This window comes from Mesorhizobium shonense, from assembly GCF_040545255.1.
Classification (GTDB): domain Bacteria; phylum Pseudomonadota; class Alphaproteobacteria; order Rhizobiales; family Rhizobiaceae; genus Mesorhizobium; species Mesorhizobium shonense.
The window spans coordinates 263266-278421 of sequence record NZ_JBEPLM010000005.1 but is presented as its reverse complement, the minus strand read 5'-3'; the positions used below and the strand labels follow the sequence as shown (position 1 = coordinate 278421).

Below are 15156 nucleotides of genomic sequence, written 5' to 3'. Positions count from 1 at the left end.
TGCCGTGCTTGACAGCTTCTGAAAACCGGACTTTGTGGATATATGCGGAACGCGAAGCCGAACAACGAAAATAGGCCAACGACAGCGGCATCCGCCGAGCGCCCGGCCGGTACTCGCCGGCCCAATGCGCCGCGCATCCCTGGCGCCAGCGTGCATACCTCTTTAGCCAGCGAAATCGGCCTTCGGATCGTGCGCGGCGACTATCCGCCGGGTACCATCCTGCCCAACGAGGCGAAATGGTCGGAAACCTTCGACGTCAGCCGCTCGGCGGTGCGCGAGGCGATCAAGATGCTGATGGCCAAGAGCCTTCTGGCGTCGCGACCCAAGATCGGCAGCTGGGTGGAGCCGAAAGAGCGCTGGAACCTGCTCGACCGCGATGTGCTCGCCTGGTACGCGACGTCGCCGGATCGTGAAGTCTTCCTGCGGACGGTGCAGGAGTTCCGCCACATCATCGAACCGGAAGCGACGGCTTTTGCCGCAATGCGGCGCACCGATGAGCAGATGGCCGAGATCAGCCAGGCCTGCCGCGAAATGGGCGAGGCGACCAACCTGCAGGAGCGCACCCGCGCCGACACGCGCTTCCATCTCGCCATCCTTAGGGCCTCGGGCAACGACCTGCTGGTGCCGCTCGGCGTCCTCATCGAATCCGCCTTCGACCATCTCTTCGCCTACACGACACGCGAATTGGACGATCTGCAGCACGCCCAGAAACTGCACGAAGCGATCGAGAAGAACATCCGGCTGCAGCGGCCGGATGCGGCGCGCAATGCCGTGCGCAAGCTGCTTGCCAATACCGACGACGTCATCCGCTCGCGCTAAGGCCTGCTGACATTCAGGTGAGGCCGGCCTGCGAACGGCGCCTTCCTGCGCTTCCGGTGCTCACGTACTTAAAGTACGCTCCGCTCCGGCCTTCGCCGGCCAAAGCCGTCATAAGTGTCTCCGCTCTATGAAGGCTACGGCCGGCGTAGGCCGGTTCTCGGAAGCCACCATTCTCGACTCGGCCTGACCTGAATCTGAGCAGGCCTTAGTCCTGCTTCTCGCGCCCGAAGGCGACGCGCAATTCGTCCTTCGCCTTTTCCAGCACCCGCTTGCGCTGCTCCGGCAGGTTCCTGCCGGCGCGGTTGATGTAGAAATTCAGCATCGACATCGCGGACCGGAACGGCTCCGCCTTGCGGCGGTGGCTGTGCTCGGCCGAGCGCTTGAGCGAAGCGGCGATCTTCTTGGCATCGTCGGATTCGAAGACGTGCTCTTCGAGATCCAGCGCGTCGCTGTGCTCGGTCACCTCGGCCGACCATTTCTTTTTAGCGGTCATGGTGAAGCTCCTTCCATGGGCACAACTCCGGGCGGCAGGGCCGGTTCCCGGTTGCTGGAGCCACGCATTTGTCCGTCGTGGCGCTGCTCGGCAGCAGAAATGCGCCGATACTGGGGTGAAACCGCCCGGTCTCGAAGAATCGCGAACAGGGAAACGCCTTGACGACAATCCCCGGAAACGCGGCAAACGACGCCGGCATCGACAGCTTCTATGCGTGGATGCGGCTCGGCATTTCCTTGCTGCTGGCGACGATAGGCGGCGCCGGCATGTGGGCGGTGGTCGTGGTTCTGCCCGCCGTTCAGGCCGAGTTCGGTGTCGACCGGGCCGCCGCGTCGATGCCCTATACCGCGACCATGGTCGGCTTCGCCGCAGGCAATGTGCTGGTCGGGCGCGCCATCGATCGCGTGGGTTATTGGATACCGGCACTCGCCTCCGCGGCGGCGCTGAGCGCGGGCTTTCTTCTCGCTTCGCTCACCACCTCGATCCTCGGCTTCACCCTTGCCCAGGGGCTGTTGATCGGCCTCGGCACCTCGGCGATCTTCGGGCCGCTGATTGCGGATATTTCGCATTGGTTCAACCGCCGCCGCGGGGTCGCCGTGACGGCTGCCGCCTCCGGCAGCTATCTGGCCGGTGCGGTCTGGCCGATCGTGATTCCCTACATCATGGCAGGTGAAGGCTGGCGTTTCGCCTATGCGGCGATCGGTGTGTTCTGCCTTGCGACCATGGTGCCGCTGGTGCTGATGCTGCGGCGCGGCGCGCCGCGCGAGGCCGCTGGCTCATCCGGCAGCCGCCCGGTTCAGCCGATCTCATTGTCGCCGTCAGCGCTGCAGATGCTGCTGGTCGTCGCCGGCTTCGGCTGCTGCATGGCGATGTCGATGCCGCAGGTGCACATCGTCGCCTATTGCATGGATCTCGGCTACGGCGTCGCGCGCGGCGCCGACATGCTGTCGATCATGCTGGCGGCGGGCGTCGTCAGCCGCATCGGATCGGGTTTTCTCGCCGATCGCATCGGCGCGGTGAAGACGCTGCTCATCGGCTCGGCGCTGCAATGCGTGTCGTTGCTCTTCTATATCCCCTTCGACGGGCTTGCCTCGCTCTATGTCGTCTCGCTCATCTTCGGTCTCTCGCAAGGCGGCATCGTGCCCTGCTATGCGATCATCGTGCGCGACTACATGCCGGCCAAGGAAGCCGGCCAGCGCGTCGGCATCGTCTTGATGGCGACCATCTTCGGCATGGCAGTCGGCGGCTGGATGTCGGGCTGGATCTACGATCTCACAGGCTCCTACGCCGCCGCGTTCCTCAACGGCATCGCCTGGAACCTGGTCAATCTCACGGCCATTTTGCTGCTTATGTGGAAGGCGAGGCGGGGCGTGGAAGCGCTGGCCTGAAGTCCGCCGGCAACCTGGTCATTGCAAGCTTGTCTACCCGCGCAAAGGGATGGGCTAGGTGGGGCGGCCGCACTCGTCCGTGCTCTTTCGCATGACGTCGCGCCCGAATACTGGACGCAGCAGGCTATTTACTTGGACAGGCTTTGGGCGGAATATTGCGAAGTGGGAGGAAGCACTCGGAAAATCTCCTGAATAAATGCGCTCGAACGGCTTCCGCCCGTTGAATGCAAGGGAGGAAAATCATGAGACGTATTTTCCCGCTCGCGGCATGCGCCGCGGCGTTGTTGCTCGGCGTGCCCTCCGCCTTCGCTCAGTCCGGCGGCGTCCAGAAAGCAGTCGGCGGCTACAGCTTCGAGGAAGCCGCCAAGGAGGCTCCCACCACCAAGGACTTCCATTCCGCCGATGGTCATCTCACCTTCGCGATCGTGACTCACACAGCCGGCAACGGCTTCTTCGATCCGGTCTATGTCGGTGCGACTGCCGCCGGCAATCTGATCGGCGCCAAGATACTGCTGCTCGGCTCGGAATCTCCGACCGACGACCCGGCCCGCGAGATCGAAATCCTGAATCAGATCGTGCAGGATCCGACTATCGACGGGCTGATCATGACAACGCCCCAGGTCGGTGCCTATAACGACATCGTCAAGGCCGCCGAGGCCAAGGGCATACCGGTAGCAACGACCAATTCCTTCGACGGCACGATCCTCGACCGCAGCGGCATCAGCCACACTGGTCAGGACGCCTCCGCCGCGGCAATCGCGGGCGAGGCGCTCGTCAAGTGCCTGGTCGACAAGGGTATCGAGAAGGGCTCGATCGTCTTCCCGTCTTCGACCGCAATGGGCAACATCGAGGTCAACAATCGCGTCACCTCGGCCTTCAACGCGGTCGTCAAAAGCCTGAAGGCTGCCGGCAAGCTCGAGGCCTTCAAGGTCGACGCAGGTCCCGAGAACACCGGCATCGACACCAATCCGAACGATCCAGTGAACGGCATCGTGACGCTGTTCGAATCGCGCGGTGATGTCGTCGGCGCCTTCGCCGGCAACAACGTGTTCACGCCGGCGCTGGTCAAGGCCGTCGCGCAGACGGGAAAGACCGGAAAAATCTGTGCCTATGGCTTCGACCTCGGTCCGGCGCAGCAGGATGCGTTGAAGAGCGGCGACTTGACGGGCGCGCTCGGACAGCAGCCCTTCCTGCAGGGCTTCTATCCGGTCATGCAGCTCTATCTGCAGATCGATCGTGGCATCGCGGCCGCCAATCTCGACACGCGTGCCCAACTCGTGACGCAGGAGACCGTTGGAAAGGTCGGCAAGCGTTTCGAGAACTGAATGTCAAAGCGATACTGAACCCAGCGCGGGAGGGCTGGTATCCTCCCGCGCATTTTGGCCTTCGGAACCCTTCATCAAAAATGCCCGCTGAAGCTCTCGCCCGTCGCCTTCCGTCCCAGCTCGTCGGCGGCTGGGAAATGGGATTGCTTGCCCTGCTGGCGCTGATCTATCTCAGCGGCGCTGCCGTCAATCCGACGTTCTTCGGCTCACCAGAGGCGTTCCATGCAGTGCTTCGCGATACCTCGCGGGTCGCCATCATCGCCGTCGGAATGACCTTCGTCATCATCAACAAGGACCTCGACCTTTCGGTCGGCTCCATCTACGGCCTTGTGGCCGTCGTTTTTGCCAGGTTGTTCGCGCCAAGCTTCGCCGATCTCGACATCGTCACGTCGGTGATCGTCTGCGTCCTTCTTGGCATGGCGATCGGCCTCGTCAACGGCGTGCTCGTTACCATCCTAAAAGTGCCGGCGTTCATCGCCACCTTGACCACGCTTTTGATCGGCCGCGGCTTCGTCCTCGCCCTGACTCACGGTCAGGCGATCTACTATCCAGGCAAAGCGAAGGAGGCCCCGCTCTTCTTTCATCTCGGCGAGACGAACGTCTTCGGCTTCAACAACCAGATCGCGATCTTCGCGGTCGTTGCCGTGATCGGCGCCTACGTGCTCGCCAACACCCGCTGGGGCTACGAGACCTTTGCGACGGGCGGCAACGAGCAGGCAGCAGTCTATGCCGGCATACCGACGAACTGGGTACGCATCCGCGCCTATCTGCTCTCGTCGCTCTGCGCCACCGTTGCCGGCCTCCTGTCGGCCGCTCAGGACAAGGGTGTGACCCCGCTTTACGGCGTCAGCGGCGAACTAACCGTCATCGCCGCGGTGATCATCGGCGGCGCTTCCATTCTCGGCGGTCGCGGCCGCGTCGCCGGGTCCTGCCTCGGCGCCACGCTGGTCGTTCTGCTCGACAAGGTGTTGCGCGAGGGTTTGCCGATCACGCGCACCATCAAGATCGGCGAGGAGGAGGTGACGGTCAACGCCGTCTATTCCCTGCCGGTCGGCGCGGTGCCGGTTTTTCTCGGGCTGTTGCTCGTCATTGCCGTGCTGATTGAACCTCACCTCATCCGCCGCCAGGTCGCGGCGCGCCTCTGGGCATGGCTGCGCGGCAGGCCGCCGCCGCCGGCCTTCGAGATCGGCGGCGTCGCGCTCGAGGGCGTGGTGACCAAGGGCGCAATGGCGACCGACATGGCGCTGTCGGCGACCGGGTTCGGCAAGTTCCTCGCCCGGCGCGATGCCCTCGCCGTCATCCTGACCGTGGTGCTGTGGCTCACGGGTCTTTTGCTGAGGCCGGATTATTGGTGGAACCTGTCCAACACTTTCGCGATCCTGCTCAACTATACCGAGCTGGCGCTGATCACGGTCGGGCTTACCTACGTCATCGCTGCCGGCGATATCGACCTCTCCGTCGGAGCCGTCCTGGCGCTCGCCGGCAGCGCGGCGGCCTATTTCCTGAAGGTCCTGGGCGCCGATCCCGTCACCGCCATCGCGATGGGCCTGCTGGCGGGAATGCTCGCCGGCCTCGTCAACGCCATCGTTGCGGTCGGCCTGAAGCTCCCGGCCTTCATCGCCACGCTTGGGATGTTCTACATCGCCCGCGGTCTCGCCGCATGGTTCGTCGCCGGCCAGCAGCTAACCGGCTGGCCGGAGGGCTACAACCTGCTTGGCCGCAAGGTGAACGACATCCTCCTTCACTTCGGCATCGTGCTTGCGGATGGCATCCTCAAAACACTGGCCGAGGTGGTCAGCGTGCAGACGGTCTGGATGATCTTCGTCGCCCTGATTGCCGGCATCGTGCTCGCCTATACGCCGTTCGGGCAAAAGGTCTACGCAACCGGCGGCAACATACGCGCCGCCGCCTATGCCGGCATCAACACCAACCGGGCGCGCTTCATCTCGCTCATGCTGGCGGCGTTCTGCGCGACGATGGCAGGGATCATCAACGTCGCCTATTTCCGAAGCTTCAATCCCGTTGCAGGCCAGTTCCGCGAACTCGATGCCATCGCATCCGTGATCATCGGCGGCGGGTCGATCTTCGGCGGCTACGGCACCATGCTGGGCTCTTTAGCCGGTGCAGCCGTGATCACTCTCGTTCGGTCGCTCCTGCAGCTCAATGTCCAGGGCTTCAGCATGCCGCAGCATTGGATCAACGTCTTCATCGGCGTCATCCTCATCGTCGCGGTGCTGATCGACATCTGGGTGCGCCAAGCCAACATCTTCGGTCGCCTGCGAGCCCGCCTCGCGCGACGCGCACGAACCCAGGAAACCATTCATGCCTGATGCTGCGTTGCCTCAACCGATCGTGGAAATGCGAGGCATCGAAAAAGCCTTCGGCGCTGTCCAGGCGCTTCGGAAAGTCGATCTGGTGCTCTATCCCGGAGAGATCCTTGGACTGGTCGGCGACAACTCGGCCGGCAAGTCGACGCTCATGAAGATCCTGACCGGCGCTTATCAGCGCGACGCCGGCGAAATCCTCGTCGCCGGTCAACCTGTGCACTTCAAGAGTCCGCATGAGAGCCGCGATGCCGGTATCGAGATGATCTACCAGGATTTCGCTCTTTGCGGGAACATGGATGTCGGCCAGAACATCTTTCTCGGCCGCTGGCCGCGCAAAGGCCCTTTTGTCAATCGCCGCAAGATGTACGCGGAAGCCGACAGCGTGCTGAAGCGGCTCAAGGTGGACGTGAACTCCGTTTTTCAGAAGGTCGAGAGCTTGTCGGGCGGTCGCCAGCAATCCGTGGCGATTGCCCGCGCGATTTCGTTCGAGCCACGCGTCGTGATCCTTGACGAACCGACCGCCAACCTCTCGGTGATGGCGACCGAGCGGCTCCTCGAGACCATGCTGGAGCTGAAAAGGCAGGGTGTTGCCCAGATTATCATCTCGCATCGGCTGGTCGACATTTTCGCCGTAGGCGACCGTGTCATGGTGCTCAAGCGTGGCGAGAATGTCGGCGACCGTCACGTCAGGAACACCGACGAGCACGAGGTCCTTGAGATCATAGTCTCCGGCACCCGGGAGCAGGCGCTTACGGCCGATCAGGCGAGGGCGGTCTGACCACCGCGGCGTTGGCTTGAGGGCTTATCGCCTCTACCGGGGTGGGCTGAACCAATATTCGTTGGCTTGACAATGGCCATGGCCTGCGCGACCCAGACCGGAATGGGACGGGCTGCGAATATGATTGCTGTGGCTAAGATGCTGGCGGTCGGCTCGCCGCTGTGTTCCCTTCGCATAAGAAGGGCTGGACCGTGACCAGGCCGCGCTCGCGGCGCGGCGGCGGCCGCCCCACAATCGCCGACGTGGCGCGCAAGGCCGGCGTCGGCGCAATCACCGTTTCCCGCGCCTTGCGCGAGCCCGGGCGGGTTTCGGAAGATCTGCGCCGGCAGATACAGGCCGCCGTCGACGAGCTCGGCTATGTGCCGGACCCCAACGCGCGCGCGCTGGCCTCGGCGCGCGCGGAGGTCTTCGGCGTGCTGGTGCCTTCTCTCACCAACAACGTCTTTGCAGAGGTGGTGCGCGGCATCTATGACAGCCTGTCGGACAGCCCGTTCCGCATCCAGCTCGGCAACACGCATTACTCGGGCCTGGAGGAAGAGCGGCTGCTGCAGGTATTTGCCCTGCAGCGCCCGGCGGCGCTGATCGTGGCCGGGATCGACCAGACGCCGCTGTCGCGAAAGCTGCTGGAGACGGCCGGCTGCCCGGTGGTGCAAGTGATGGAAACCGGACCCGATCCGGTCGACATGCTGATCGGTTTCTCGCATTTCGACGGCGGCCGGACGGCCACCGGGCACCTGATCGAAATGGGCTACCGGCGGATCGCCTTCATCGGTGCGCGCATGGATCCGCGTTCGCAGCGGCGCCTTGCCGGCTATCGCGCGGCGATGGAGGCGGCCGGCTTGTTCGATCCGCGCTTGGTCACAACCACGCCGCTCTTGTCCAGCGTGAGCCTCGGCCGCGAGCTTTTGCGCGATGCGCTGGCCAAGATGCCGTCGCTCGACGGCGTCTTCTGCAACAATGACGATATCGCGCTTGGCGTTCTGTTCGAATGCCGCCGTGCCGCGATCACGGTGCCGAAGACAATCGGCATCGTCGGCTTCAACGATCTCGACATGATGCAGGCGGCGTTTCCGTCGGTCACCAGCGTCCGCACGCATCGCTACGAAATCGGCCGCCGGGCGGTGGCGATGGCGCTTGCCGCGATCACAGGCCAGAGGCCGCAGCAGCGGGTTGTCGACCTCGGTTTCGAGCTCATACGCCGCGAGAGCACCGCACGTTGAAACACGCAGCGGCGACTGTGCGAATGCCGGTTTACACTATAAGATGGTAGCGCTACCATATTTCCCGCCAAGTATGCGATTGGGGGCAACAAGGCTGTTTATTATACATAAGCGACAGCTCATGCTTGTTTATTATGTATAATATGATAGTTTTGTAAGCCGCCTGGAGGGGCGGGAGGGGGAGGAAAGAGGGACGGCGCAAGTCACCTCGGAAGCGTATTGGACTGGCGTGAGGAAGCCGGCCGACAGCGCGGATCCATCGACAAGCAGAACTGCAACTGGGAGGAATACCGATGATCAAGTCACTCGTTGGCGGCGTCATTGCCGCCACTGCATTCGTCATGCTGAGTTCTTCGGCGATCGCCGATCCGGAAATCGTCAAGGGGCCGGCCGCCGAGCCGGACTGTTTCGCGCCCTGGGCGGCCGACACACAGTTCTTCAAATATCCGAAGAAGGATGGGCCGTACCGCATCGCGCTCGCCAATGGCTATATCGCCAACACCTGGCGCATCCAGATGATCCAGACCGCCAAGGCCTATGCCGCGCAGCCGGACGTGGCTAAGAAGCTGAAGGAATTCAAGGTGGTATCGACCGGCGAGGATGTGCCGGCACAGATTTCGGCGATCAATAACTTCATCGATTCCGGCTTTGACGCGATCGTCGTCAATGCCCAGAACCCGACCGCGTTCGGGCCGGTGATCAAGCGCGCCAAGGAAGCCGGCGTCATTCTCGTCGCCTTCGATAACATCCTCGACACCAAGGACGCCATCAACGTCAATGTCGATCAGAAGGGCCTCGGCGAGTTGTGGGGCAAATGGCTGGTCTCGCATGTGCCGAATGGCGGCAAGGTGCTCGAGGTGCGCGGCGTGGCCGGTACCTCCGTCGACACCGACCGCCACAACGGCATCCATGAGGTGCTCGATGGGTCCGGCAAGAAGTGGGATGTCACCGAGGTCGTCGGCAAGTGGGATGACGGCGTGGCGCAGAAGGCAACGGCCGATGCGATCGCCACCAGCGGGCCGTTCGACGGCATCACGGGACAGGGCGGCGACACCGGCATCGTGCAGGCGATGATCGACGCCAAGCATCCGTTCGTGCCGTTCGGCGGCGAGACGGAAAACGGCTTCCGCAAATTCTGCGCCGCGCATGCCGGCGACGGGCTGAAATGCTCTTCGGCAGGCACCGGACCGGCCCAGGTCGCGGTCGCCATCAAAACGGCGATCGCCGCGCTCGAAGGCAATGTCGTGCCGCAGTCGGTCAAGTTGCCGCTGGCCATCGTCGAGGATCCGAACTTCAAGGCGGGCCAGGATTTCTTCCCCGACCAGTCCGACAATTTCTTCGTAGGCAATTCCTTCCCGACCTGCGGCATCAATTTCACCGCGCAGGAAATCATGGGCCAGTCCAAGGAAAACAAGTAGCCTGATCCAACCGGCGCCGCGGGAAAGCCGTGGCGCCGGCCGCTTGATGCCAATCGCGAACTGGCCTTGGGAGGGCTGATGGACGGCGCGGCTTCGCTTTTCCATATGGAAGGCATATCCAAGCGCTATGGCGGCGTACGGGCCTTGGAAAAGGCCGACCTCACGGTCACGGCCGGTAGCATCCACGCCATCCTCGGCGAAAATGGCGCCGGCAAATCAACCCTGATCAAGGTCATGGCCGGTGTCGTCGCGCCGGACGAAGGCCGCATGACGCTGGATGGGCGCGAGGTGACCTTCGCCTCACCGGCCGCCGCGAACCAGGCCGGCATCGTCTGCATCTTCCAGGAACTGTCGCTCATCCCGGAGCTCAGCGTCGCCGACAACATCGTCATTTCCGACCCGCCCAAGCGCTTCGGCATGATCGACCGCAAGGCGCAGCGGCGCATCGCGGAAGAGGCTCTTGCCCGCGCCGGCGCCTCCGACATCCATCCACTGGCACTGGTCAAGGATCTGCCGCTGTCGCGCCGGCAGATGGTCGAGATCGCCAAGGCGCTGGCCAGGAAGCCGCGCATCCTGATCCTCGACGAAGCAACCTCGGCGCTGACGGCGGCAGATGTCGCCAAGATATTCGGCGTGCTGAAGCGGCTGCGCGGGGAAGGGCTGGCGTTGCTCTACATCTCACATCGCATGAACGAGATCGCCGAGCTGGCCGACCAGTGCACGGTATTCCGCAACGGCCGCAATGTCGCCAGCTATGCGGCGGGTTCGAAGAGCGACAACGAAGTCGTCGAACTGATGATCGGCCGCGAATACAGCCACATCTTCCCGCCAAAGCCGGTCCGTCACCAGTCCGGCGCAGTTCCGGTTCTGGAGGCGCGCAACCTCTCATGGAGCGGCCGGCTGGATAATATCTCGATGTCGATCGGAGCCGGCGAGGTTGTCGGGCTCGGCGGTCTCGACGGCCAGGGCCAGCGCGAGCTGCTGCTTGCGTTTTTCGGCGTGCTGCGCGGCCTTTCCGGGCAGATCCTGGTCGACGGCAAGCCGGTTTCGATCGCAAGCCCCACAGCCGCGAGCGAAGACCGCGTGGGCATGGCGCTGATTCCGGAAGACCGCAAGACGGAAGGGCTGATGCTGCCGATGACGGTGCGCGAGAATCTGTCCTTCGCGGCGCTCGACAGGCTGTCGAAGGCCGGCGTCATCGACCGCGGCGCCGAGCAGCGGCTGATCGACGACATGGTCGGGCTGCTGGCCATCAAGACTGCGGGCCTCGACATTCCGGTCGGCGCGCTTTCCGGCGGCAACCAGCAGAAGGTGGTGATCGCCAAATGGCTGATGCGGCAGCCGCGCATCATCCTGCTCAACGATCCGACGCGCGGCATCGATGTCGGCACCAAGCAGGAGCTCTACCAACTGATGCGCAAGCTTGCGGATGCAGGCGCCGCGATCCTGTTCTACTCGACCGATTATGACGAACTGATCGGCTGCTGCGATCGCGTGCTTGTGCTCTATGACGGCGCCATCAAGCGCGAGCTCGTCGGCGCCGAGATCACCGAGCATGCGCTGATCGCCAGCGCGCTCAACATCCACGGCGAAGGTTCCGCTCCAAGGCAAGGAGAGGGCGCATGAAGGACTGGCGCTACTGGCTGGCCGAACAGCGCGGGACGCTGCTGGCCTTCGCCATCTTCATCGTCATGTTCGCTATCTACAGCGCGAACCATCCGGCAGGCTTCACCGCCAATGTCGTGCAGACCGCCGCCAACAAGGGCGTGCTGCTGGCGTTCGTCGCCATGGCGCAGACGCTCGTTGTGATCACCGCCGGCATCGACCTGTCGGTCGGCATGATCTTCACGCTCACCAACTGCATGGCTTCCTGGCTGGTGATCGGCACCGGCCTCGAAACCGCATTCGGCGTGGTGGCCGTGCTCGGCACCGGGCTCATCAGCGGGGCGGTCAATGGCGCCATCGTGATCTATGGCCGCCTGCAGCCGATCGTGGCGACCATCGCTACGGGCGCTGTTTATTTCGGGCTCGCGCTGCTTTTGCGGCCGGTGCCCGGCGGATCGGTCAACGAAGACCTCGCCGATTTCCTGACCGGGCGCTTCTTCGGCGTCGTGCCAGCGAGCTTCGTGGCGCTGTTCGTCGTCGTGCTCGTTGTCTGGGTGCCGTTCAGCCGCTCGGAGCTCGGCCGTGCGGCCTATGCCGCAGGCTCGTCGGAGACGGCGGCCTATATGTCGGGCGTGCCGATCCGCAGGGGCAAGTTCCTTGCATATACGCTTGCCGGGCTGCTTGCGGCGATCGGCGGCCTGTTCCTCACATTCTTTACCTATACGGGGGAGGCGGCTTATGCGAGCGGCAATGCCTACACGCTGTTTTCCATCGCGGCCGTCGTGCTTGGCGGCGTGTCGCTGTTCGGCGGCAAGGGCAGCGCCATCGGCGCGATCTTCGGCGCGCTCGCCTTCCGCACCATCGGCGATCTCCTGTTCGTCTTCGATTTCGATCCGCTCTGGCAGCCGCTGTTCCAGGGCGTTATCCTGTTGATCGCGGTCAGCCTCGGCGCTTTCGCGCTGTTCAGGGTGCGCAACCGGCTGGAGTGGTTCCTGTGAGCGAAACGACGCTTGGCGGCATCGCCGGCCGCATGCCGAAATTCATCCGCCGCGCCGATCCGGCGGTGGTCACCGCCTTTGCCTGCATCGTGCTCCTGCTTCTGGTCGGCAGCCTCTATTCGCGCAGCTTCCTGTCGCCGGAATATCTCCTGCAGCAGCTGAAGGTCGCCTCGTTCCTCGGCGTGATCGCCACCGGCATGATGCTGGTGATCCTGCTCGGCCAGATCGACCTGTCCGTGCCGTGGGCCGTGGCGACCGGCGCCATGATGGCCTGCGCGGCCGCGGCCTATGGTCCGGTCGGCGTCGCGCTTGCCATCCCGTTCGGCATCCTCTGCGGGGTAGCGATCGGCATCGTCAATGGCATCGGCGTCGCTTACCTGCGCATTCCCTCGATGATCATCACTTTGGCCACCAATGCCGTCGCGCAAGGTTTGATGGTGGTTTATACGGGCGGGTTCTCGCCGCAGGATTCGGCGACGGCGGCGATGCGCTACCTCGCTACCGGTTTTACCATTCCTGGAGTGCCGAACGCCGTGATCATCTGGGCGCTGATAGGGGCTGCTATGGTCTTCGTGCTGACACGCACCAGCTTCGGCCGCGCCGTCTACGGCATCGGCAATCGCGAGCGCGCCGCCTATCTGTCCGGCATCGACACGCGCCGTGTGGTGATGATCGCCTTTGCCGTGTCCGGCGGGCTCTCGGCCTTTGGCGGTGTCCTGCTTGCGGGCTACGCATCGAAGGCCGCACAGTCGATGGGCGACGCCTATCTCCTGCCGTCGATCGCCGCGGTGGTGCTGGGCGGCACCTCGATCCTCGGCGGACGCGGCTCCTACCTCGGAACCGTCGCCGGCGTGATCCTGATCACGCTGCTGCAATCGATCCTCTCGGTCATGCAGATGCCGGAGGCGGGGCGGCAGATCATCTACGGCGTCGTGATCGTCGCTATGCTTCTGCTTTACGGCCGCGCGCCGGCAAGTCGCTGATCGTGGATGAAAGAATGAACGACATCCGGTCAGCGCCGGCCATCGTCGCGATGGGAGTGGCCGGCTGCGGCAAGACGGTCGTCGGCGAGGCGCTGGCCAAAGAGCTGGGCGCGATCTTCATCGAAGGCGACCGCCTGCATCCGCCGGAAAACGTGGCGCGCATGGCGCGCGGAGAGCCGCTGACGGATGCTTTGCGCGAAGGCTGGCTCGACGCCATCGGCGAGCGCATCGCCGCCTCCATCGCCGACGGACAGAAGGCGGTGGCGGCCTGCTCGGCGCTGAAGCGCAGCTACCGCGACCGTCTGCGCGGCTTTTGCCCCGACATCGTCTTCCTCTACCTCAAGATCGATCGCGAGACCGCCTGGCGGCGGGTCGCGGGCCGCAAAGGCCATTTCATGCCGGCGAGCCTGGTCGACAGCCAGTTCGCGACCCTGGAAGAGCCGGACCCAGACGAGCTGGCCGTGACAGTGGATGCAACGTGGACCGTCGCCGCGATCGTCAACGAATTACTCGGCTAGAGCAGTTCATCGTTTCACGGAAACGGCTCGGAAACGCCGAACTGCTCTAACTATTTGTTTCTACGCAATTCCGGACGGAAAACCGTTACACACTTTTCCTGGAATTGCTCTCGGCGGTGTCGCTACCGATCGTGGGTTGATCCTGTTGCCCGGTGAGCCGATTGGCACCGGACCAGACCATCATCTGCTCCGGACATAATTTGACAGCTTCCAGCAGACGGTCGCGCTTGAGCAGGATGTAGCCCGCCTGCAGGACGAGGTTCTTTGCCGCCACGTCCTTTGCCGGCGGGGACGCCGGCTGGGCAGCGACGGGCTTCAGTTCAGGGCTGACGATCGCCCAGTATTCGCGGAAGGGCACGGTCTCCAGGGTCGACATGGCAAACAGCGCAGCGCCTGCGCGCGCCGCGAAATTTGCCGGCGCCGAGGCGAGGTGGGTCCAGCCGTGCTCGCCCATGGCGATTTCGGTGAAGGTGGAGCCCGCGTGGATGGTGTTGGTCATCAGCACCACGCCGTTCTCCTTCAGCGTCTTCTGGATGCGCGCGGTGACCTGGTAGGCGTCGGCGCGCTCGAAGACGATGCGGCTCTTCAGGAAGCGGTTCTCGACCTCGACCAGCGGCCTGTTGATCACGTGCAGGCCGAATTTGCTTTCCGAGAAGCCATGGAAGTTGACGCTCACCTGATGCGCTTCGATGCCGGCCTCGAAGAGGGCGCGCTTGCCCATGATGGTCTGGGCGACGAACTGATCGCACCAGACAATGGCGCCGCGGCCGCGTCGCAACGCCTCGCGCACGCCGTCGACGCCTTCGAGCCGGATTGCCGGCGACCAGCGGCGGGGAACGAGATGGGCGGCAAGCATCACGCGGCGGCGATGCGCGGCGGCGAGATGGCTCCTGAAAAGGCTTTGCGTGTTGACGTCATCGCCAAGCACCGCTTTGATCGCGACGTCATAGCGCGCGAATTCCTTGCGGAAATGGCGCTTGCGCCGAAGCGTCGAGACCCGATCGCAAATTGGCGCCCACCAGGCGACGGGCAGCAGCGCCGCCACGCCGAGATAGAACAAGGACAGCAGGCCCTCGCGCAGATCCTTGTTGGAGATGCGGCGCAATTTGCCGGGGCGGACAAGCTTGCGGCTGAAGAAGCGGACGGTTTCGCCGCGCTCCGGCACCAGCACGTCGGCGATGATCTCGGTATGATAGATGTTGGCGGATGACGGTTGCCGTTTGGCCCTGCGGGACTTGCCAAGCCAAGGCAGCCTCATGCGTCGGATACCCCAGACCTCGTTCC

Annotated in this window: 13 protein-coding genes; 11 read left to right on the top strand and 2 right to left on the bottom strand. The window is 63.9% G+C overall.

Annotated features, from left to right (window positions below):
• Nucleotides 1-42 precede the first annotated feature (42 nt).
• A complete protein-coding gene (locus tag ABID26_RS16010) occupies nucleotides 43-819 on the top strand; it encodes a FadR/GntR family transcriptional regulator (RefSeq protein ID WP_126099172.1) in 777 nt (258 codons plus the stop codon).
• Nucleotides 820-1024: 205 nt separating this feature from the next.
• Here the strand turns inward: ABID26_RS16010 and ABID26_RS16005 are convergent, their stop codons facing one another.
• Entirely contained in the window at nucleotides 1025-1312 is a 288-nt protein-coding gene (locus tag ABID26_RS16005; protein WP_126099173.1) for a DUF3175 domain-containing protein, read from the bottom strand.
• A gap of 218 nt (nucleotides 1313-1530) precedes the next feature.
• Between ABID26_RS16005 and ABID26_RS16000 the strand changes: the two genes are divergently transcribed.
• From ABID26_RS16000 to ABID26_RS15955, 10 genes are all read left to right on the top strand, one after another.
• A complete protein-coding gene (locus ABID26_RS16000; protein ID WP_354416001.1) occupies nucleotides 1531-2700 on the top strand; it encodes an MFS transporter in 1170 nt (389 codons plus the stop codon).
• Nucleotides 2701-2942: 242 nt separating this feature from the next.
• A complete protein-coding gene (locus ABID26_RS15995) occupies nucleotides 2943-4025 on the top strand; it encodes a substrate-binding domain-containing protein (RefSeq protein WP_292345757.1) in 1083 nt (360 codons plus the stop codon).
• Nucleotides 4026-4105: 80 nt separating this feature from the next.
• On the top strand, nucleotides 4106-6355 hold the full coding sequence (locus tag ABID26_RS15990) for an ABC transporter permease (RefSeq protein WP_354415943.1): 2250 nt from the start codon (nucleotides 4106-4108) through the stop codon (nucleotides 6353-6355).
• Nucleotides 6348-7130 (top strand): ATP-binding cassette domain-containing protein, encoded by a 783-nt coding sequence (locus ABID26_RS15985; RefSeq protein ID WP_127425601.1) that lies wholly within the window; start codon nucleotides 6348-6350, stop codon nucleotides 7128-7130. Before ABID26_RS15990 ends, ABID26_RS15985 begins: the two co-directional genes overlap by 8 nt.
• Before the next feature lie 191 nt (nucleotides 7131-7321).
• Entirely contained in the window at nucleotides 7322-8350 is a 1029-nt protein-coding gene (gene gntR, locus ABID26_RS15980; RefSeq protein ID WP_435528577.1) for an HTH-type transcriptional regulator GntR, read from the top strand.
• Between the two features lie 293 nt (nucleotides 8351-8643).
• Complete coding sequence (locus tag ABID26_RS15975) at nucleotides 8644-9768, top strand: sugar ABC transporter substrate-binding protein (RefSeq protein ID WP_292345753.1); 1125 nt, start codon at nucleotides 8644-8646, stop codon at nucleotides 9766-9768.
• A 78-nt stretch (nucleotides 9769-9846) separates the two neighbouring features.
• Nucleotides 9847-11394, top strand: a complete 1548-nt coding sequence (locus ABID26_RS15970; RefSeq protein ID WP_354415942.1) for a sugar ABC transporter ATP-binding protein — start codon at nucleotides 9847-9849, stop codon at nucleotides 11392-11394.
• Nucleotides 11391-12371 (top strand): ABC transporter permease, encoded by a 981-nt coding sequence (locus tag ABID26_RS15965; protein ID WP_292303757.1) that lies wholly within the window; start codon nucleotides 11391-11393, stop codon nucleotides 12369-12371. Before ABID26_RS15970 ends, ABID26_RS15965 begins: the two co-directional genes overlap by 4 nt.
• A complete protein-coding gene (locus tag ABID26_RS15960; RefSeq protein WP_320225368.1) occupies nucleotides 12368-13354 on the top strand; it encodes an ABC transporter permease in 987 nt (328 codons plus the stop codon). Before ABID26_RS15965 ends, ABID26_RS15960 begins: the two co-directional genes overlap by 4 nt.
• Nucleotides 13355-13368: 14 nt before the next feature.
• Nucleotides 13369-13872, top strand: coding sequence for a gluconokinase (locus ABID26_RS15955; RefSeq protein ID WP_292303755.1), 504 nt, complete (start codon nucleotides 13369-13371; stop codon nucleotides 13870-13872).
• 85 nt (nucleotides 13873-13957) lie between these two features.
• On the opposite strand, the gene ABID26_RS15950 is transcribed toward ABID26_RS15955, so the two are convergent.
• Nucleotides 13958-15130: a hypothetical protein gene (locus ABID26_RS15950; RefSeq protein WP_354415941.1), complete on the bottom strand. Its 1173-nt coding sequence runs from the start codon at nucleotides 15128-15130 to the stop codon at nucleotides 13958-13960.
• Nucleotides 15131-15156: the final 26 nt, after the last annotated feature.